This window comes from Myceligenerans crystallogenes, from assembly GCF_039529775.1.
GTDB lineage: Bacteria > Actinomycetota > Actinomycetes > Actinomycetales > Cellulomonadaceae > Myceligenerans > Myceligenerans crystallogenes.
In genome coordinates, this window is record NZ_BAAANL010000003.1 from 90939 (window position 1) to 110836 (window position 19898).

General features: G+C 74.2%; 15 protein-coding genes. 11 read left to right on the plus strand and 4 right to left on the minus strand.

Features of this window, described 5'->3' with window-relative positions:
* Positions 1-108: 108 nt before the first annotated feature.
* Positions 109-570, plus strand: a complete 462-nt coding sequence (locus ABD208_RS08090) for a VOC family protein (protein ID WP_344101396.1) — start codon at positions 109-111, stop codon at positions 568-570.
* A 56-nt stretch (positions 571-626) separates the two neighbouring features.
* Here ABD208_RS08090 and ABD208_RS08095 read toward each other — a convergent pair whose 3' ends face one another.
* Complete coding sequence (locus ABD208_RS08095; protein ID WP_344101398.1) at positions 627-3365, minus strand: restriction system modified-DNA reader domain-containing protein; 2739 nt, start codon at positions 3363-3365, stop codon at positions 627-629.
* 215 nt (positions 3366-3580) lie between these two features.
* On the opposite strand from ABD208_RS08095, the gene cofD reads away from it, so the two are divergent.
* From cofD to ABD208_RS08110, 3 genes are all read left to right on the plus strand, one after another.
* Positions 3581-4540, plus strand: coding sequence for a 2-phospho-L-lactate transferase (gene cofD, locus ABD208_RS08100; protein ID WP_344101400.1), 960 nt, complete (start codon positions 3581-3583; stop codon positions 4538-4540).
* Positions 4537-5211 (plus strand): 2-phospho-L-lactate guanylyltransferase, encoded by a 675-nt coding sequence (cofC, locus tag ABD208_RS08105; RefSeq protein ID WP_344101402.1) that lies wholly within the window; start codon positions 4537-4539, stop codon positions 5209-5211. The genes cofD and cofC overlap by 4 nt, the downstream gene beginning before the upstream one ends.
* A 167-nt stretch (positions 5212-5378) precedes the next feature.
* Entirely contained in the window at positions 5379-8393 is a 3015-nt protein-coding gene (locus ABD208_RS08110; RefSeq protein WP_425561090.1) for an FAD-binding and (Fe-S)-binding domain-containing protein, read from the plus strand.
* Between the two features lie 44 nt (positions 8394-8437).
* Here ABD208_RS08110 and ABD208_RS08115 read toward each other — a convergent pair whose 3' ends face one another.
* Together ABD208_RS08115 and metX are read right to left on the minus strand one after the other, a co-directional pair.
* Positions 8438-8761 carry a thiamine-binding protein gene (locus ABD208_RS08115; protein ID WP_344101404.1) on the minus strand — a complete coding sequence of 108 codons (324 nt, stop codon included), beginning with the start codon at positions 8759-8761 and terminating at the stop codon, positions 8438-8440.
* 35 nt (positions 8762-8796) lie between these two features.
* Positions 8797-10047: a homoserine O-acetyltransferase MetX gene (metX, locus tag ABD208_RS08120; protein ID WP_344101406.1), complete on the minus strand. Its 1251-nt coding sequence runs from the start codon at positions 10045-10047 to the stop codon at positions 8797-8799.
* 393 nt (positions 10048-10440) lie between these two features.
* Between metX and ABD208_RS08125 the strand changes: the two genes are divergently transcribed.
* Positions 10441-11955: a C40 family peptidase gene (locus tag ABD208_RS08125; RefSeq protein ID WP_344101408.1), complete on the plus strand. Its 1515-nt coding sequence runs from the start codon at positions 10441-10443 to the stop codon at positions 11953-11955.
* A 47-nt stretch (positions 11956-12002) separates the two neighbouring features.
* Here ABD208_RS08125 and ABD208_RS08130 read toward each other — a convergent pair whose 3' ends face one another.
* Positions 12003-12500: an inorganic diphosphatase gene (locus ABD208_RS08130; RefSeq protein ID WP_344101410.1), complete on the minus strand. Its 498-nt coding sequence runs from the start codon at positions 12498-12500 to the stop codon at positions 12003-12005.
* Positions 12501-12697: 197 nt separating this feature from the next.
* On the opposite strand from ABD208_RS08130, the gene ABD208_RS08135 reads away from it, so the two are divergent.
* The 6 genes from ABD208_RS08135 (at position 12698) to folE (ending at position 19897) form a co-directional block, all read left to right on the plus strand.
* Positions 12698-14104, plus strand: a complete 1407-nt coding sequence (locus tag ABD208_RS08135) for a D-alanyl-D-alanine carboxypeptidase/D-alanyl-D-alanine-endopeptidase (RefSeq protein ID WP_344101412.1) — start codon at positions 12698-12700, stop codon at positions 14102-14104.
* Between the two features lie 67 nt (positions 14105-14171).
* Positions 14172-15272 (plus strand): zinc-dependent metalloprotease, encoded by a 1101-nt coding sequence (locus ABD208_RS08140; protein ID WP_344101414.1) that lies wholly within the window; start codon positions 14172-14174, stop codon positions 15270-15272.
* Positions 15273-15287: 15 nt separating this feature from the next.
* On the plus strand, positions 15288-16520 hold the full coding sequence (gene tilS / locus ABD208_RS08145) for a tRNA lysidine(34) synthetase TilS (protein WP_344101416.1): 1233 nt from the start codon (positions 15288-15290) through the stop codon (positions 16518-16520).
* Entirely contained in the window at positions 16498-17052 is a 555-nt protein-coding gene (gene hpt / locus ABD208_RS08150) for a hypoxanthine phosphoribosyltransferase (protein WP_344101418.1), read from the plus strand. Before tilS ends, hpt begins: the two co-directional genes overlap by 23 nt.
* A 188-nt stretch (positions 17053-17240) precedes the next feature.
* On the plus strand, positions 17241-19277 hold the full coding sequence (gene ftsH, locus ABD208_RS08155; RefSeq protein ID WP_344101420.1) for an ATP-dependent zinc metalloprotease FtsH: 2037 nt from the start codon (positions 17241-17243) through the stop codon (positions 19275-19277).
* Positions 19274-19897: a GTP cyclohydrolase I FolE gene (gene folE, locus ABD208_RS08160; RefSeq protein ID WP_344101422.1), complete on the plus strand. Its 624-nt coding sequence runs from the start codon at positions 19274-19276 to the stop codon at positions 19895-19897. Before ftsH ends, folE begins: the two co-directional genes overlap by 4 nt.
* Position 19898: the final 1 nt, after the last annotated feature.

Here is a 19898-nt window from a genome sequence, read left to right on the forward strand (position 1 = left end):
GCTCGCGCGCGGTGCGCCGGGGGACGGGGCGGCCGCCCGCCGGGCCGATGTCAGACAGCCGGAATACAGTCGTGAGGGTCATCACATCCCGCTCCGCTGGAGACGATCATGGTCAATCTCAACCCGTACCTCAGCTTCCGGACCGAGACCCGCGAGGCGCTCGAGTTCTACCGGACCGCGCTCGGCGGCACCGTGGAGGTCATGCCGTTCGGCGACATGCCGATGCCCGATCTGCCGCAGGGCGCCGAGAACCTCGTCATGCACGGCTCGCTCACCACCGAGCACGGCCTCACGCTCATGGCCGCGGACTCGCCCGAGGGCATGATGCCCTACGAGGCTCCGTCCGGCGGCGTGACCGTCGCCCTGACCGGCGGCTCCGCCGACCGCGAGTACATCGCCGCCGCCTACGAGAAGCTCTCCGAGGGTGCGAGCGACGTGCTGCCGTTCGAGCCGGCCCCGTGGGGCGACGTCTACGGCTCGCTCAAGGACAAGTACGGCGTCTCGTGGATGTTCGACTGCGGCACCCCGGAGAGCGAGGCCGCCGCGGCCCAGGCCGGGCAGCAGGGCTGACGGTCCCGCCGGGCTGACGGCCCGCCCGTGCGGGCGGCGCCCGGGCGGGGCGCGGCCTACACGAAGCGCTGCTGGAACGCCTCCGTCAGCGACGGGCCCTGCTCGCCGACCCGCCACACGCTCCAGCCGTCGGCCGTGTACGAGCCGGAGGCGGCCGTGGCCGCCGTGTCCGGGTGCCGGTACTGCCCGCCGTCGGCGAGCTCGATCACGCCGTTCGGGTGCAGCACCGCCTCGTAGTGCTGGTTGCGGCGCGGCCGGGACCAGACGATGCGGGTCGGCGCGCCGAAGCTGCGGGCCAGCGCCTCCAGGTCCGGGTCGTCCTCCTCGTCGAAGAGGGCCGGGGTGTGCGCCCGGATGCTCTCGTCCGTCGGCACGGGCGGGATGTGCGCCTCGGGGGCCGCACCCGGGAACGTCCTGGCGGGTGCGCGCAGCACGGTCTGGTCGTCGAAGTCGGACGGCTCCGGGTCGGCGGCGTCGAACGCCTGCTGCGCCGACCAGTCGTACACCTGGCCCCCGGCGGGCTCGGCGGCGAACCCGCCGGCCGCGTGCCCGGGACCCGGCTCGCCGCCGAAGGTGCCGGCCGCGTGCCCCTGGCCTGGCTCGCTGCTACCGAACGCGCTGAACCCGCCGTCCGGTGCGGGCGCCACGCTGCTGTCGATCACCGGCGGCTGGAACGGCACCGACTCGACCGGTCCGAAGGACCCGCTGGGGTAGTCCTCGCGGAACGACGGGTCGAACGATCCCGCGGCCGGCGCCGGCTCGAAGGGCGACGCCGGCGCGGGCGGTGCGGCCGGGAAGTCCGCCGGGGGCTGCCAGAGGTTGTCCTGCGCCGGCGCGGAGGGCTCGTAGGGGGCGACCGCCGGCGCGGGTGGCGGGGGCACCGGCGCGTGCGTGGTGAACGTCCCGTCCACGAGCGCGGGCCGGTCGTCGCGGTACGCCGGAGCCGGCGGCACGGCCTCGGGCGGTGCCGGAATCACCGGCGGGAACGCCCCGTTCGCCTCGGGCTGCGCCGGAGGCGCCGCCGGGAAGACCCCGTTCACGTCCGGCTGCGTCGGATACACGGGCGGGAACGGTTCGTTCGCCTCGGGCTGGGTCGGATACGCCGGCGGGAACGGCTCGGTCGCCTCAGGCTCGGTCGGATATGTCGGCGGGAACGGCTCGGTCGGCTCCGGGTGTGCCGGAGCCATCGGGGAGAAGGCTCCGTTCGCCTCCGGCTGCGCCGGGACGGGCGGGTACGACGGCGCCGGATCGGGCCGGCCGCCCGCCTCGTAGGGCGAGGCAGGGAACGAGGGGCCCGGGGCGCCCGGGGAGGACGGCGATCCTCCGCCGCGGCCGGCCGCGGCCGGGAAGGACAGCTCGTGGGCGGAGGATTCCGGCGCCGTCGGCCCGGCCGCGTCGGACCGCGCGGGCGTCGTCGCGTCCGCGGGGCGCTCGTCCGGCGCCGAGGCGAACCGGTCCCTGCGCGAGCGGCGCCGGGTCGGGGCGGACTGCGGGACGCGCGGCAAGGTGTCCGACGACGGCGCCGCGGCGTCCGGGTCCTGCGTGCCCGCGCCGGGGCGCACCGGGGCGGGACGCCCGTCCTGCGCCGCCGTCGGTGCCGGGCCACCGGCGGGGCCGGGGCGTTCCGCCGAGAGCGGCGGTACCGGGGTGCCGTTCTGCGGGGTGGCGGTCGCGGCCTCTCGCTCGGCCATCACCCGCCGGGCGGCGCGGCTCGGCGGCATCGCCCGGGCGCCGTCCGGCGCGGGCACGGGGTTGCTCTCCGGTGCCGACGGGGCGTCACCCTTGCGCGCCAGCGACCGGCGCAGGCCCTTGGCGGGGTTCGGGCCGCCCGGGACGGTCGCCCCGCCGGCCGTGGTCGTGGCCTGGTGGCGCTCCGCCGCGGGGCGCGCGTCCCCGGACGACGGCGTCGGCGTCGGCCCGGAGACGGGTGCGGGCGACTGTGCCGCCGGCTCGCCCCGGCGGGGCGCGCTCGCCGCGGCGCTCCGCCGCCGCGAGTCCTGGGACGCGTTCGGCCCGGACCCCGGCTTGTGCGCGACGACCGGCAGCTTGCCGGTCAGCGCGTACCCGACCTTGACGCCCTCGGCGAAGACGTCCTCCTGGTTCTTGCTCTGCGCAGAGGTGAACATCGGCGCGGACGCCACCGGCTCGGGCGTCACGCGAGCGGGCTCGTTGCCGCGGGTGATCGACCGGCGGTCCTCCTGACGCGGCGACGGCAGACCCGGGGGAAGGTGGATGACGAGCGGCGAGACGTCGAGGAAGCGGCGGCCGTCGTCGGACTTGACCACGTCCATCTTCAGCACCTCCACCGGCATGGTGGGCTGCCGCAGGAAGTCGACGGCGTTGAGGATCTCCTGGGGCGCGTTCTGGCAGATGATGATGAGCCGCGCGCCGCCGCCGCTCTTGGAGCTGCTCGACTGGGTGATCGGGACGCTGTCGTAGAACTCGGCGACGTCGTGCGCGAAGCGCTGCTGCCCGCCGTGGTAGCGCGCCGCCAGCTCGCCGCGGGTGAGCCGCCCGGCGGCTCCGGCGTGGTCCAGCGCGCGGGTCAGCGTGGACTTGTCGAGGTCCCCGACCAGCTCCACCACCACGGGGAGGCCCGAGGCGTCGAGGGCCAGCAGGTGCGGTTCGTCCGGTCCGGTGCCCTGGGAGACCGGGAAGACCTGCTCGCCCAGCAGCCCGTCGATGTGCGATTCCACGACGCGGTGGGCGGAGGTGTGCACCCCGGGTTCGCCCGCGGAACTCCCGGCGCCCTGCACGAGGAGGGGCCGTACGGCATCGACCTCGAACAGTGGCATAACGGCGTTCCCCCGGTTGGTTCGGCCCGCAGCCCTGGTGACCACGGTCCGCAAGAGTTTACGGCGGACCCCATGGTGACCTGAAACACGTCCTGGTGAAGGTCCCGTGACTCTTGTCACCCGCGGAAACATTCGCCCGGGGCGGGATTTCGGGCGGTGATCTGCATCATGGTCCGAACTGCCGCGACGGCCCGCCGGAGACGTAGGCTCGACGCGTGGAACGAGTGACTCTCCTCGCCGGCGGGGTCGGTGGCGCCCGCCTCGCGCACGGGCTGGACCGGGCGCTGCGGCCGTCGTCGGACGGAACGGCCTCCGGCGGCGCGGACGCGGCGCATCCGCTGACCGTCGTCGTGAACGTCGGCGACGACACCGAGCTGCACGGGCTGTGGATCTCGCCGGACATCGACACGGTGGTGTACACGCTCGCCGGGCTGAACGACGAGGATCGGGGCTGGGGGCTGCGCGGGGAGTCGTACGCGACGCTCGAGCAGCTGGCCCGGCTGGGCGAGGACACGTGGTTCACGCTCGGGGACAAGGACCTGGCGACGCACATCGTGCGCACGGCGCGGCTCCGCGGCGGGGCTCCCCTGTCGCGGATCACGGGCGAGATCGCGCGGTCGCTCGGCGTGGTGCCCCGGATCCTGCCCGTCACGGACGACAAGGTCGCCACGATGGTGGACACGCCCGCCGGGCGGCTCGGGTTCCAGGAGTACTTCGTCGGGCACCGGCACGCCGACCAGGTGCTCGGCCTGCACTTCGCCGGGGCCGACGCCGCCCGGCCGGCCCCCGGCGTGGCGGCGGCACTGACCGAGGCGGACCTGGTGCTGGTCGCGCCGTCGAACCCGTTCCTCTCGATCGATCCGATCCTGGCGGTTCCCGGCGTCCGGGACGCGCTGACCACGACCGGCGCGCGCCGTGTCGCCGTCAGCCCGATCGTGGGCGGCGCGGCGATCAAGGGCCCGGCCGCGCAGATCCTGGAGTCGCTGGGGCACGAGGTCTCGGCGCTCGGCGTCGCCCGGCTCTACGCCGGCCTGGTGGACGTGATGTGCGTCGACGAGCGCGACGCCCACCTGGCGGCGCCCATCGCCGACCTCGGCTTCGAGGTGCTCGTCACCGACACGATCATGGGCGGCCCGGAGGGCCGCGAACGCCTGGCCCGGGAGCTCCTGGCGTGACCCTGACCGCCGTCGTGCCGCTCCGGGACGGGGTCTCGGGGAAGTCGCGGCTGGCGTCCGTGCTGTCGGCCGCCGACCGGCGGGCGCTCGTGACGGTTCTGGCGCGGCACGTGGCCGGCGTGCTGCTGGAGTCCCCGCAGGTGGACAGGGTCGTGATCGTGACCGCGGACGAGCCGTTCACGCGTACGGTGCTCGACGGCGTGCCGGGCGGGGAAGGCATCGAGGTGCTGCCGCAGCCGGGGGATCGGCCGGGCCTGAACGGGGCGCTCGAGTTCGCGAGGGAGTGTTCGGGGACGACGACTGCGCCGGGTGCGCCAGGACCGGGCCTTCTCGTGACCCACGCGGACCTGCCCGCCCTGACGTCGTCGGACATCGCGGCGCTGACCGCCGGGACCACGGACGTCACGATCGCCACCGACCGCGTCGGCCGCGGCACGAACCTGCTGCTGCTCACCGGTGAGCCGGGTTCCGGCTCATTCCGCTTCCACTTCGGCGAGGCCTCCCGATCCGCCCACGAGGCGGAGGCGCGGCGACTGGGCCTCAGCTCCGCCGTCGTCGTCCGCCCCGGAACCGCCGTCGACCTCGACACCACCGACGACTGGGCCGAGCTCCCGGCCCACGTCCGCCACGCCATCGGGCGCGGCGTGACGGCCCGTTCGCAGGTTCACTGAAAGCCCGCCCCGGCGATCGACGAACGCCCGGCCGCCGGCATGTTGCCCGCCGAAAGTGCGGACCGTTCGACAGGCTGCCTGCCGTCGGTGGGAGAATCACGCTCGTGCCCACGTCGACTCATCGCGTCCAGGAAGCCGCCGAGACCTCGGCCCCGACCGCCGGGCAGATCACGCGGGAGGAGTCCCGGCTCGCCGCCGAGAACGAGGCGGCCGAGGCCGCCGCCGTCGCCCGGGAGGCCGTCGCGGACGCCCTGCGGACCGTGGTCGCCGGCGCCGTCGACGCGTCCACGCGCCGTCGGGCGGAGTACTCGACGGACGCGTCGAACTATCGCGTCGTCCCGGAGATGGTCGTGTTCCCCGAGTCGTCCGACGACGTCGTGGCGGCGCGAACGCTGCTGCGCGAGCTGGAGATACCGGTCACGGCCCGTGGCGCGGGCACGTCCGTCGCGGGGAACGCGGTCGGGACCGGCGTCGTCCTCGACTTCTCGCGGCACCTGAACCAGGTCCTCGACGTCGACCCGGAGGCGCGCACCGCTCGCGTCCAGCCCGGCGCCAAGATGTCCGCGCTGCAGGCCGCGGCGAAGCCGCAAGGCCTGCGCTTCGGCCCCGACCCGTCCACGCAGAACCGCGCCACGCTCGGCGGCATGATCGGCAACAACGCCTGCGGCCCCCACGCGGTCGCCTACGGCCGCACGGCGGACAACGTCGTCGAGCTCGACGTGCTCGACGGGCGCGGCCGCCGGTTCACGGCCCGCGCCGGCGACCCCTCGTTCAGCGACGTCCCCGGCCTCAAGGAACTCGTCCGCGAGAACCTCGCGCTCATCCGCACCGAGTTCGGCAGGTTCGGGCGGCAGGTCAGCGGCTACTCCCTGGAGCACCTGCTCCCGGAGAACGGCTCGAACCTCGCCCGCGCTCTCGTCGGTACGGAGGGCACGCTCGTCACGATCCTCGAGGCCACGGTCAGCCTCGTGCCGGTCCCCGACACGCCCACCCTGGTGGTCCTCGGCTACGAGGACATGCCGTCCGCCGCCGACGACGTCCCCGCGCTCCTGCGCTACAAGCCGCTCGCGATCGAAGGCCTGGACGCCAGGCTGGTCGACGTCGTCCGCCGCGCCAAGGGTGCCCAGGCCGTGCCGGACCTGCCCGAGGGGGCCGGCTGGCTGATGATCGAGGTCGGCGGCATCACCCAGGATCACGCCCTGGGCAAGGCGGCCGCGATCGTGCGTGGATCGTCGGCGCTGGACAGCGCCGTCTTCCCCGCCGGTCCCGACGCGATGCGCATGTGGCAGATCCGGGCCGACGGCGCCGGGCTCGCCGGGCGCACCCCGGCCGGCGAGCAGGCCTGGCCCGGCTGGGAGGACTCCGCCGTCCCGCCCGAGAAGCTCGGTGCCTACCTGCGCGACCTGCAGGACCTCATGGACCGCTACAAGGTCGACGGCCTGCCCTACGGGCACTTCGGCGACGGCTGCATCCACCTGCGGATCGACCTCCCGATGGAGGCGTCCGGCTCGATCCTGCGCACGTTCATGCACGACGCCGCCGACCTCGTCGCCAAGTACGGCGGGTCGCTCTCCGGCGAGCACGGGGACGGGCGAGCGCGCTCGGAGCTGCTGCCCAAGATGTACTCGCCCGAGGCGATCCGGCTGCTGGAGAAGTTCAAGGCGCTGTTCGACCCGGACGACCTGATGAACCCCGGCGTCGTCGTCCGCCCGCGCGGGGTCGACCAGGACCTGCGGCGCCCTGCGGCCACCCCGGTGTCGTCGGTCAAGCCGATCACCGGGCTCATCGCGACGCTGACCGGCGGGCCGTCCTCACGCACCGGCTACACGGGCTTCGGGTTCGCGCACGACCACCACGACCTGACCACGGCCGTGCACCGCTGCGTGGGCGTGGGCAAGTGCCGCGCCGACAACGGGCCGTCCGGCGGGTTCATGTGCCCCAGCTACCAGGCCACCCGCGACGAGAAGGACGTGACGCGGGGACGCGCCCGCGTGCTGCAGGAGGCCGTCAACGGGACGCTCGTCGGCGGGCTCACGGCGCCCGAGGTGCACGAGTCGCTCGACCTGTGCCTGAGCTGCAAGGCCTGCTCGTCGGACTGCCCGGCCGGCGTCGACATGGCCCAGTACAAGTCCGAGGTGCTGCACCGCACCTACCAGGGGCGGCTCCGGCCGATCGACCACTACGTGCTCGGCTGGCTGCCGCGCTGGGCCCGGCTCGCCGGGCCGTTCGCGCGGTGGGTGAACGCCGCGCTGAAGCCGCGCTGGATGCAGAAGCTCGTGCTGTGGGGCGGCGGGATGGACACCCGCCGCAAGATGGTGTCGTTCGCCGAGGTGCCGTTCCGCGAGTGGTGGCGGCGCGGCGGGGCCACCGGTGGCGTGCCGGGGCTCCGCGTCGGTGAGGTGCCCGGCCGCGAGGCCGAGACCGCCGCCCGCCTCGCCACGAAGCCCAAGGTCGTGCTGTGGGCGGACTCCTTCAGCGACTCGATGGCGCCGTCCGTGCCGCAGGCCGCCGTCGAGGTGCTGTCCGCGATGGGCTACGACGTGATCGTGCCCGGCGACGGCGCCTGCTGCGGGCTGACCTGGATCTCCACCGGGCAGCTCGACGGCGCGCGGCGGCGGCTCGAGGGGCTGATGAAGGTGCTCGGGCCCTATGCCGTCAACGGGATCCCGATCGTGGGGCTGGAGCCGTCGTGCACCGCGGTGCTGCGGTCGGATCTGGTCGATCTGTTCCCCGACGACGCGCGGGCGCTCGCGGTGTCGCGGGCCGTGGTGACCGTGGCGGAACTGCTGACGGGCAAGCGCTCGAAGACCACCATCCCGCTGCCGGCGCCGTCGCCGGACTGGTCGATGCCGTCGCTGGAGGGCGTCAGCGCCGTCGTGCAGCCGCACTGCCACCAGTACTCGGTGATGGGCTTCGCCGCCGACCGCGAGGTGCTGACGTCGGCGGGCGCGCAGATCCGGGAGCTCGCGGGCTGCTGCGGCCTGGCGGGCAACTTCGGCATGCAGAAGGGCCACTACGACGTGTCGGTGGCGGTCGCGGAGAACGCGCTGCTCCCCGCCCTGCGGGAGGCCGCGCCCGGCGACATCTACCTGGCGGACGGCTTCTCCTGCCGCACCCAGGCGGACCACCTGGCGGGCGTCCAGGGCAAGGCCCTGGTGGAACTGATCGCGGAGCGGCTGTAGTCGCGTCCCACTCAGCGAGTTCGTGCCACAACCCGTGGCACGAATCAGCTGTGGCCGCGTTGTTCGTCGTCGGCCGCGAGGTGCTCCTCGACGCGGGCGATCTTGCTGTCGATCTGGCCCGGGGCGGCGCCCGGGCGGATGTCGGCCTTGATGACGAGCGAGGTGCGGTGGCCGGCCGCCGAGACCGCGTCGGTGGCGGCCCTGATGACCGGCATCACCTCGTCCCAGTCGCCCTCGATCTCGGTGAACATCGCCGTGGTGCGGTTCGGGAGGCCGGATTCCCGGACGATGCGGACGGCCTCGGCCACGGCGGCGGAGACGGACTCGCCGCCGGTCATCGGTGCGACGGAGAACGCGAAGAGAGCCATGCCCCCCATCGTGGCACGGCCGGCGAGGTGGCAGGTCAGCCCGCGAGGAACTCCGCCAGGATCGGGGCCAGCTGGTCGGATTCCACGAGGAAGCCGTCGTGGCCGTAGTCGCTGGTGACGACGCGCAGCGGGTCGGCGTGCGGGATGCCGCGCACCAGCCGGGCCGACTGCTCCGGCGGGAAGAGGCGGTCGGAGTCCACCGCGACCACCAGGGTGCGCGCGGTGATCCCGGACAGCGCCATCTCGACGCCGCCGCGGTCCCGGCCCAGGTCGTGCGAGTTCATCGACTCGGTGAGCACCACGTACGAGTTCGCGTCGAAGCGCCGCGCCAGCTTGGCGCCGTGGTGGTCCAGGTACGACTGCACGGCGAAGCGTCCGCCGTCGAACGGGTTCTCGCCGCCCTGGGGCAGCCGCCCGAACCGCGTGTCCAGCTCGAAGCCGGTGCGGTAGGTGGCGTGCGCGATCTGGCGCGCGATCATCAGGCCGCGGTGCGGCCCGCCGTCGTCGGGCGCGTCGTAGTAGTCGCCGCCGCGGAAGCCGGCGTCGGCCCGGATCGCCGCGAGCTGCGGGTGCGACCAGGCGATCTGGTCGCCGCCGACCTGCCCCGTCGTCGCGATCGCCGCGAGGTTCCGCACCTCGATGCCGGCCTCCGGTCCCTGCACGCCCCACTCCAGCGCGCGCAGCCCGCCCACCGACCCGCCGACGACGAACTCCCACCCGCTGATCCCCAGCGCCCGGGTGAGCGCCACCTCGACGGCGACCTGGTCGCGGGTCGTCACGAAGGGGAACCGCCCGCCCCAGGGCTGACCGTCCGGCGCCGTCGACGACGGGCCCGTGGTGCCCTGGCACCCGCCGAGCACGTTGGGCGCCACGACGAAGTACTTGTCCGTGTCGACGGGCAGCCCCGGCCCGACGATGTCCTGCCACCAGCCGTCCGTCGCATGCCCGGGCCCGGCAGGCCCGGTCACGTGGCTGTCGCCGGTCAGGGCGTGCAGCACGAGCACGGCGTTGGAGCCGTCGGGCGCGAGCTCGCCCCAGGTCTCGTAGGCGACGCGGACCGCGGGCAGCCGCCCGCCGGCCTCCAGGTCGAAGGCGCCCAGGTCCGCGAACTGCCGCCGCCCGGGGGCGTCGCCCTCGCGCCACGCGCCGCTCGCGGGAACGGGGGCGGTACCGGGCGCCCGCACGGGGAACGTCGGCAGCAACGGCGCGCTGAGGCCGGTGGCGTGCGGGGGGAACGGGACGTCGATCTCGGGACCCGGGACGAAGTGGGGGCGCTCGGCGATCATGGACTCTCCTGCGGCTCGGTCAAGGGGCGGACGGGCGTGGGCGCACCGCGAGCGGTCAGGTGGGGCGCGCTGGGGTCAGCGGCACATTCGACGGGTCGGAAGAGTCATGGGCCGTACGCTATCGCGACGCCGCCGTCCGCCGGAAACTCCTGTCGCATCGTGAGACGCGGATCTGAGACGTATGTCGTTCCGCCCGGAACCGACGCGGGCCCCATGGGGTGCCGCGTCCGCTCACGTCCGGCGTGGGAGCGTTCGGCGTGCGCAATCCGAGAAGTCGGGTCAATCTGAGGAACGAGTGAAGGTTGTGTGCGCGACGGCATGTCGCGGCGCATGCGCCGGAGGTCGGGCCGATCCCGGCGCGCTGTCCCACGTCGCTGCAGGGGGATGGAAGGCATGAGCTCGGAGCCGTTCGACACGACGTCCACCACGACACCCGCGGGCATCCGGGAGGTCGTGCTGTGGTGGATCCGCACGAGCGACGGGTGGGGGCGCGCCGGGCACGTCGCGTGGCGGGCGCTCGCGGTGCTCGCGCTGGTGATCTGCCTGATCCTGCCGTGGGGCCCGGTCTCGTCGGCCGACGACGCCGAACCGCCGGACGGCCCGGACGCCCCGATCGACCTGGTCACCCCGGAGCCGACGCCGACGCCGACATCGACGCCCGCCGGCCCGACCGCCCAGGACGCCGCCGACGCGGCCGCGGCCGTGGACGCCGGCGCCCTCGACGTGGCCGAGGCCGAGGCGGCCCTCGCCGGCCTCCGCGCCGCGCTGCGCGGCGCCCAGATCCACGTGCAGTCCGCCGCCGCGGACTACCAGGAGGCGGCCGTGGCGCTGGCCGCGGCCGAGCAGGAGGTCCGGGACGCGCGCGCCGCGGCGGACCGCGCCGCGCAGGCCGAGGAGCGGTCCCGGTCGACGCTCGCCGGCGTCTACCGGACCACGAGGCACTCGGCGGTTCCGGACGGCGTGCTCGGTTCGCTCGAGGTCGTGCTCGACGCCGAGAACGTGGACGACCTGATCGGTCAGGACGCCGCCGAGCGCGCGGTGGCGCGCAAGCTGGCGGCCGCCCTGTCCGGGTACGCCGAGGCGCGCGCCGCGTCGGAGTCGGCGGACGCGCGCTGGTCGGCCGCCCGCGAGGCGCGCGCCGAGGCGAAACGGGAGGCCGAGGCCGCGTACCAGGCCGCCCAGGAGGCCGTGGAGGACCTCGAGCGGCGCACGGAGGTCGTCGAGCGGGACCGGGCGGTGCTCATCGAACGGCTCGCGCGGCTGCGCGACACCAGCGTCCAGATCGAGCGGGAACGGGAGGCGGCGCGCGCCGCGGCCGAGCAGGCCGCGCGGGAGGCCGCGGCTCGCGAGGCGCTGGCGGCGGCCGAGGCCGCGGAGGCGGAGGCGGCGCAGGCCGAGGCGGACCGCTCGCTCGAGGGCGACGCGGAGCACGAACCCGCCCCCGTCCCGGCACCGGAGAACGACCCGCCCGGCTACGACCCGCCGTCGTACGACCCGCCCTCGATCCCGGACCCCGGAATCCAGGTACCGGAGGGCGACGCGGCCCAGGGGCAGCTCGCGGTCGGCTGGGCGCGCACCAGGATCGGCGCGCCGTACCGGCTCGGCGCGGCGGGCCCGGTCTACTACGACTGCTCCGGCCTCACCTCGGAGGCGTGGCGGGCGGCGGGGACGTGGATCACCCGGACCTCGCGCTCGCAGTACCTGGCCGTCAGCCACGTCGGCTACGCCGCGCTGCGCCCGGGCGACCTCATCTTCTACGGCACCGACGGCACGGACCCGCAGAGCATCTACCACGTCGCGATGTACACCGGCGACGGCCGCATGATCGAGGCCGTCATGCCGGGCGTGCCGCTGCGCGAGACGAACCTGCGGCTCGACGGCGCGATGCCGTACGCCGGACGGCCGTGACCGGGAACGCCCCGAGGGCGACCGGGCCCGGCGGCCCGGGAGGGCGCTCAGTGCTTGTAGTAGCCCGAGTCCTTCGCGCGCTGGAACGAGCGCTCGATCTCGGCCTCGGCCTCGGTGCGGCCCACCCAGTGGGCGCCCTCGACGGACTTGCCCGGCTCCAGGTCCTTGTAGACCTCGAAGAAGTGCTGGATCTCCAGGCGGTGGAAGTCCGAGACGTCGTCGATGTCCTGGCGCCAGGCGGCGCGCTGGTCACCCGTCGGCACGCACAGCACCTTGTCGTCGCCGCCGGCCTCGTCGCGCATGCGGAACATGCCCAGGGCGCGGCACTTGATCAGGCAGCCGGGGAAGGTCGGCTCCTCCAGCAGGACGAGGGCGTCCAGCGGGTCGCCGTCCTCGCCGAGGGTGCCCTCGATGAAGCCGTAGTCGTCGGGGTAGCGCGTGGAGGTGAAGAGCATGCGGTCGAGGCGGATGCGTCCGGTCTCGTGATCCACCTCGTACTTGTTCCGCTGACCCTTGGGGATCTCGATCGTGACGTCGAACTCCACGCCTCGTACTCCACTTCGTCGTCAGGGGTGCGCCGGGTACGCAGGTCCCGGCACAGTTCATCGGCGCGGCAACGGCGCCGCGCGCTCTCAGTCTGCCACGCGGCCGGTGCCCGAACCGGTCCGAGGAGCGAACATGTGGCGAGTCCCACTCGGCGGATTCGGCATAATGCGGGCTGCGAAACGATGAAGGGGAGTCGATGACCAGGTCAGCGAGGCCCGGCACCACCGTGGTGGTCCTGCTGGGCCTGCTCGGCGGTTACCTCGCTTTCGACGCGTACGACGTCGTACCCGGCATGCTGACCACGACCGCACCGTGGCCCGAGGTGGCTCCCTTCCCCGAGGCCCCCGGCGCCGTCGAACCCCCCGCGCCCGAGACCGTGTACGCCGTTCCCGCGCAGTCCGCGCCCGTACCGGACGCCGCCGTCATGCAGCAGCAGGTGGACGCGCTCACCGGCGACAAGCGGCTGGGATCCCGCGTCAGCGCCGTCGTCGTCGACGCCATCACGGGCGACACGCTCGCGGCCGCGGACGAGAGCGAGCTCATGACGCCCGCCTCCGCGCAGAAGATCCTCACCGGCGTCGCCGCGCTCTCGTCGCCGCTGGCCGACCGGACGCTCGCCACGACCGTCGTGCGCGACGAGGACACCGTCACGCTCGTCGGCGGCGGCGACATCATGCTCGCCCCCGGCCAGGGCGACCCCGCCGCGATCAACGGGCGCGCCGGGATGGCGGACCTCGCCGACCAGGTGGCGGCGGATCTGAGGGCGGCGGGCAAGAAGAAGGTCCGGCTCGCCGTCGACGACACGCTCTTCACCGGCCCCCGCATCGCGCCCGCGGTCTCCGGCGGCAACCGCCTCTACGTGGGCGCCGCCTCCCCCATCGGGGTCAACGTCGGCCTCGTCTCGAACACCGCGTACTCCATCGGCCCGTACGTGGACGACGCCGCCCGCCAGGCCGGGGACCTCCTGGCCACCCGGCTGGAGGAGCGCGGGATCAAGGTCACGGCCCTCGGGCGCGGCACGGCGCCGGAGGGCGCCGCCAAGATCGCCGAGGTCCGCTCCGCGACGGTCGCCGAGATCACCGAGTACTTCCTGCACAGCTCCGACAACACCCTGACCGAGGTGGTCGGCCGGCTCGTCGCGATCGAGGCGGGCGCGCCCGGCTCGGTCGACGGCGCGACGCAGGCCGTCGTGTCCGCGGTCGAGGCGCAGGGCGTCGACCTGACCGGCGCGAAGCTCAAGGACTGCTCCGGCCTCGGCGACGGATCGCGGCTCAGCGCGCGCCAGCTCACGTCGATCGTGCAGCTCATGCTCGACCCCGCGCACTCCGAGCTGCGGGTGCTGGCGGTCGACATGCCGATCGGCGGGCTCAACGGAACCCTCTACGCCCGGTTCCGCGACGAGAGCCCGGCGCGCGGCGTCGTCCGCGCCAAGACGGGCAGCCTGCCCAGGACCCGCGCGCTCGCGGGGACGGTGATGACCACGGACCAGCGCCAGCTCGTGTTCGTGCTGCTGGCGGACGCCATCCCGCCCAACAACGCCGTCGGCGCGACCTGGATCTTCGACGACTTCGTGGACGAGCTCGCCGCGTACTCCGCCGGCTGAGCCCCCACGCGTCCGCCGTCGGCCCCGGGCGGGCCCGGCGGGACCTCGCATCACATACGGTGGACCGGTGGAGCCCATCGCGCCCGTCACGTCCCAGCCCGCCGTCGACTGGCCCGCCGCCGCCCGCGTCGCCGCACGGCTCGCGGCGCCGGGGCCCGTCGCGCCGCGGCAGCGGCTGCACGATCTCGTCGGCGGCCTCCGCGAGGCCGCCGCGACGGCCGTCGGGCACGTCCACGACGTCACGCGGATGGTGCCCGACGGCGGCCCGGCGGATGTCGTCGTCGTCGACCGGGCCTCCTGGGCGCGGGCGAACACGCAGTCCATGGCCACCGTCATCGACGGGATCGAGGAGGCCACCACGGCCCAGGACGGGTTCGCCGGGATCCTCCCGCGCGGGCTCGGGCCCGCCGTCCAGGTGGCCGGCGCCGCCGAGGTCGGCGCGGTGCTGGCGCTGCTCAGCGGCCGCGTGCTCGGGCAGTACGACCCGTACCTGCCCGGCGGGGGAGCCGGGCGGCTCCTGCTGGTCGCCCCGAACGTGCTGCAGGCCGAGACCTCGATGGGCGTCCCCGTGCGCGACTTCCGCCTGTGGGTGTGCCTGCACGAGCAGACCCACGCCTGGCAGTTCGGCGTCGCGCCGTGGCTCGCCGATCACCTGCGCGGCCGCACCCACGGCCTGGCCGTCGAGCTCACCCGCACCTCGGCCGAGCTGGCCAGGGCGCGCCTCGACCGCCAGATCGCCGTCGTCGGCCGGGCCGTGCTCGACGCGCTGCGCGGCCGCGGCGACACGCTCGTCGACGGCTTCCTCACCCCCGCGCAGAAGGACTCCCTCGCCGACCTCACCGCCGTCATGGCGTTGCTCGAGGGGCACGCCGACGTCATGATGGACGCCGTCGGGCCGTCCGTGGTGCCGTCCGTGAAGCGCATCCGCGCGCGGTTCGAGCGGCGGCGCGACGGCGCGGACAAGCCCGCCTTCGACGTCGTCGTGCGGCGCCTGCTGGGCATGGACGCGAAGCTCGCCCAGTACCGCGACGGAGCCGCGTTCGTCCGGGCGGTCGAGCGGACCGTCGGCCGCGACGGCCTCAACGCCGTCTGGACCGGCCCGGACACCCTCCCGGACGCCCGCGAGATCCAGGACCCGCGCGCCTGGATCCGGCGCGTCCACGGCTGACACGGGGGCCCGGCGGTGGGGCAGGTCGACGGCGGCGTGCGCAGGGCCCGCGCGGCCGTCCGCGAGGCGATCGGCGGGCTCGGCCCCGGCGCGCTCGTGCTCGTGGCCTGCTCCGGCGGGGCCGACAGCCTGGCGCTCGCGGCAGCGCTCGCGTACGAGGCGCCGCGGGCGGGGCGGACCGTGCGCTCGCCCGCGCACGGCGTGCGCGCCGGTGCGGTGATCGTCGACCACGGCCTGCAGCCGGGCTCCGCGGCCGTCGCGGCCCGCGCGGCGGAGCAGTGCCGGGGGCTCGGCCTCGATCCGGTGCTGGTCCGCGAGGTCACCGTCCACGACGCCGGGGGCGGGCTCGAGGCCGCCGCGCGGGACGCCCGCTACGCGGCCCTGGACCGGGCCGCCCGCGAGGCCGGCGCGGATCTGGTCCTGCTCGGCCACACCCTCGACGACCAGGCCGAACAGGTGCTGCTCGGGCTCGCGCGGGGCGCGGGCGCGCGGTCCCTGGCGGGCATGCCGCCCGCCCGGGGGATCTACCGGCGCCCGTTCCTCGGCCTGCGCCGCGGCGACACCGAGGCCGTCTGCGCGGCGTCGGGCCTGACCTTCTGGACGGATCCCACGAACCTGGTCCCATCCGCCGGGCCCGGCCCGGGCGGCGGGCCCGATTCCGCGGGCCCGGGGCCCGGCGGGCCGGATCCCGCGGGCCCGGGGGAGGGCCCGCCGGTGCCGCTGCGCTCGCGCGTGCGCGGCGTCGCGCTGCCCGTGCTCGAGCAGGTGCTGGGCCCGGGCCTGGCCGAGGCGCTCGCGCGCAGCGCGTCGTCGTTGCGGGACGACGCCGATGCGCTGGACGCCCTCGCGTCGGACCTGCTGGAGCGGGCGACCGTGGAACGGGTGACGGGCGATCCGGGGCCGGCGTCGTCCGGCTCGACGGCGCCCGGGCGGGGCCGGCCGGAGGACCCCGCCGCCCCCGGCGTCGTCGTGCACGTCGCCCTCGACGCCGCCGTCCTCGAGGCGGCGCCGCGCGCCGTGCGGCGCCGTGCCCTCCGCGGTGCCGCGCATCTCGTGACCGCCGCGGCCACCACCGCGCGGCACATCGACGCCCTGGAGGCGTTCGTCGTCTCGTGGAGCGGCCAGGGACCTGCGCACTTGCCGGGCGGTGCACGGGCGGAGCGCGCGTATGGCAGGCTTTTCCTGCGCCGAGTGCCTGGCGCGGCCCCCAACCCAGGAGTGCGCAGTGGACCAGTCCGACGTCGGTAACGACATCGAGAAGATCCTCCTGACCAGCGAGGACCTCGGCAAGAAACTCGATGAGATGGCGGCGAGGATCGACGAGGACTACGCGGGGCGGGACCTGCTCCTCGTCGGCGTCCTGAAGGGCGCCGTCATGGTGATGGCCGACCTGTCGCGGCGCCTGCACCACCCGATCGCCATGGACTGGATGGCGGTCTCCAGCTACGGGTCGGGGACCAAGTCCTCGGGCGTGGTGCGGATCCTCAAGGACCTCGACACCGACCTGACCGGACGGAACGTCCTCATCGTCGAGGACATCATCGACTCCGGCCTGACGCTGTCGTGGCTGGTCTCGAACCTCCGGTCGCGCGGGCCGGCGTCGGTCGAGATCGCGTCGATGCTGCGCAAGCCCGACGCGGCGCAGGCGGACGTCGAGGTGAAGTACCTGGGGTACGACATCCCGAACGAGTTCGTGGTCGGCTTCGGCCTCGACTACGCGGAGAACTATCGGAACCTGCCGTTCGTTGCCACCCTGGCGCCGCATGTCTACGGCGGCTGACGCACGGTGAGACGAACGGTCGAGCCGGAGGAGGCCGCCGGACGGCAGGGAGGGTGAACTCCCCTCGTGACGTCCCGCTCACGGCGAAACTCACGGGCCCTTGCCAGGGTTGACGTGTACTTTCGAGACAGAGCTTTCCTTCAGAGTCCTACACAGCGGAGGGATGCGGGGCCTGGCCCCGTTCACGCATGAACATCAAGAAGTTTCTGAGCGGGCCGATCATCTGGGTGATCCTGGCCCTTGTCGTGCTCTCGCTGGCCCTGACCTCCCTGCTGCAGCCGCAGGTGTCGCGCGTCACCACGGAACAGGGCCTCGAGCTCCTGGCGGGCGACACCGTCACCCGGGCGCTCATGGTCGACGGCGAGCAGCGCGTGGAGCTGACCCTTTCCGAGGACTTCACGGCGAAGGAGGGCGAGGAGCAGAAGGAGGTCGAGCACGGCAAGGCCGTCGAGTTCTTCTACGTCGAGCCGCAGGGCGACGAGATCGCCCGCGCCGTCGAGAACTCCGACCCGAAGCTGGGCTACGACTCCGAGGTGCCGCAGCCGAGCTTCTGGGGCTCGATGTTCTCCGTGCTGATCCCGTTCCTGGTGATCGGCGTGCTGTTCTGGTTCCTGCTGTCGCGGATGCAGGGCGGCGGCAACCGGGTGATGGGCTTCGGCAAGTCCAAGGCCAAGCTGATCAGCAAGGACATGCCGCAGGTCACGTTCGAGGACGTGGCGGGCGTCGACGAGGCGGTCGAGGAGCTCCAGGAGATCAAGGAGTTCCTGCAGGAGCCCGCGAAGTTCCAGGCCGTGGGCGCCAAGATCCCCAAGGGCGTGCTGCTCTACGGCCCGCCCGGAACCGGCAAGACCCTCATCGCGCGCGCCGTCGCGGGTGAGGCGGGCGTGCCGTTCTACTCCATCTCCGGCTCGGACTTCGTCGAGATGTTCGTGGGCGTGGGCGCCTCGCGCGTGCGGGACCTGTTCGAGCAGGCGAAGCAGAACTCCCCGGCGATCATCTTCGTGGACGAGATCGACGCCGTCGGCCGCCACCGCGGCGCCGGCATGGGCGGCGGCCACGACGAGCGCGAGCAGACGCTGAACCAGATGCTCGTCGAGATGGACGGCTTCGACGTCAAGACGAACGTGATCCTGATCGCCGCGACCAACCGCCCGGACATCCTGGACCCGGCGCTGCTGCGCCCGGGCCGGTTCGACCGGCAGGTCGCGGTCGAGGCGCCGGACCTCAAGGGCCGCGAGGCGATCCTCCGGGTGCACGCGCAGGGCAAGCCCATGGTGGAGGAGGTCGACCTCACCGCGGTCGCCCGCCGCACCCCCGGCTTCACCGGCGCCGACCTGGCCAACGTGCTCAACGAGGCCGCGCTGCTCACCGCCCGCAGCGGTGCCCAGCTCATCGACGACCGGGCCCTGGACGAGGCGATCGACCGCGTCGTCGCCGGCCCGCAGAAGCGCACCCGCGTCATGAACAGCCGCGAGCAGAAGGTCACGGCGTACCACGAGGGCGGGCACGCGCTGGTCGCGGCCGCCATGCGGTACACCGACCCGGTGACCAAGGTGACGATCCTGCCGCGCGGCCGCGCCCTCGGCTACACGATGGTCATGCCGACGGAGGACAAGTACTCCACCACCCGCAACGAGCTGCTCGACCAGCTCGCGTACGCCATGGGCGGCCGCGTCGCCGAGGAGATCGTGTTCCACGACCCGACCACGGGCGCCGGGAACGACATCGAGAAGGCCACCGCCACGGCCCGCAAGATGGTCACCGAGTACGGCATGAGCGAGCGGGTCGGCGCGATCAAGCTGGGCTCCTCCAGCGGCGAGCCGTTCCTGGGCCGCGACTACGGCCACGAGCGCGACTACTCGGAGGCCGTCGCCGGGACCGTCGACGCCGAGGTGCGCCGGTTCGTCGAGGCCGCGCACGACGAGGCCTGGGAGGTGCTCACCCAGTACCGCGACGTGCTCGACGACCTGGTGCTGCGCCTGCTGGAGAAGGAGACCCTGAACCAGAAGGAGCTCGAGGAGATCTTCGCGCCGGTGGTCAAGCGCCCGGCCCGCGACATCTGGCTCTCCAGCGAGCAGCGCACGGTGCACACGCGCGGCCCGGTGCTGACCGCCGCGGAGCGGGCGGCACAGAACGGCCACGCCGGGACGGTGGACGTCCAGGCTCCGGTCGGCACCGCGCCGCCGGCGGAACTGCGGGGCGACGAGCCGGGGGCCGCGGGATGATCACCGGCCCCATCGCCCCCCTGACCGGCGCGGACCGCCCCGCGGCGGACGTGCCGCCGTACGACGCCGCGCGCGCCGAGGCCGCCGTGCGCGAGCTGCTGCTCGCCGTGGGCGAGAACCCCGACCGCGAGGGCCTCAAGGAGACCCCGGCCCGCGTGGCGCGGGCCTACGCCGAGACGTTCGCCGGCCTGCGCCAGGAGCCCGAGGACGTCCTGACGACCACCTTCGACCTCGGCCACGAGGAGATGGTGCTGGTCAAGGACATCGAGGTGTACTCGACGTGCGAGCACCACCTGGTGCCGTTCCACGGCGTCGCGCACGTCGGCTACATCCCGAACGAGAACGGCCTGATCACCGGACTGAGCAAGCTGGCGCGGCTGGTCGACGTGTTCGCCCGGCGCCCGCAGGTGCAGGAGCGCATGACGACGCAGATCGCGGACTCGCTGATGAAGATCCTCGAGCCCCGCGGGGTGATCGTCGTCGTCGAGTGCGAGCACCTGTGCATGTCCATGCGCGGGGTGCGCAAACCCGGCTCACGGACGGTGACGTCGGCGGTGCGCGGCCAGATGCGTGACGCCGTCACCCGTGCCGAGGCGATGAGCCTGATCATCGGGAAGTGAC

What these genes read in the sequence shown, in the direction of transcription:
- ftsH (WP_344101420.1), top strand. Translation starts at nt 17,241, where the DNA reads ATGAACATCAAGAAGTTTCTGAGCGGGCCGATCATCTGGGTGATCCTG.
- metX (WP_344101406.1), bottom strand. Translation starts at nt 10,047, where the DNA reads ATGATCGCCGAGCGCCCCCACTTCGTCCCGGGTCCCGAGATCGACGTC.
- ABD208_RS08115 (WP_344101404.1), bottom strand. Translation starts at nt 8,761, where the DNA reads ATGGCTCTCTTCGCGTTCTCCGTCGCACCGATGACCGGCGGCGAGTCC.
- ABD208_RS08095 (WP_344101398.1), bottom strand. Translation starts at nt 3,365, where the DNA reads ATGCCACTGTTCGAGGTCGATGCCGTACGGCCCCTCCTCGTGCAGGGC.
- ABD208_RS08135 (WP_344101412.1), top strand. Translation starts at nt 12,698, where the DNA reads ATGACCAGGTCAGCGAGGCCCGGCACCACCGTGGTGGTCCTGCTGGGC.
- ABD208_RS08090 (WP_344101396.1), top strand. Translation starts at nt 109, where the DNA reads ATGGTCAATCTCAACCCGTACCTCAGCTTCCGGACCGAGACCCGCGAG.
- ABD208_RS08125 (WP_344101408.1), top strand. Translation starts at nt 10,441, where the DNA reads ATGAGCTCGGAGCCGTTCGACACGACGTCCACCACGACACCCGCGGGC.
- folE (WP_344101422.1), top strand. Translation starts at nt 19,274, where the DNA reads ATGATCACCGGCCCCATCGCCCCCCTGACCGGCGCGGACCGCCCCGCG.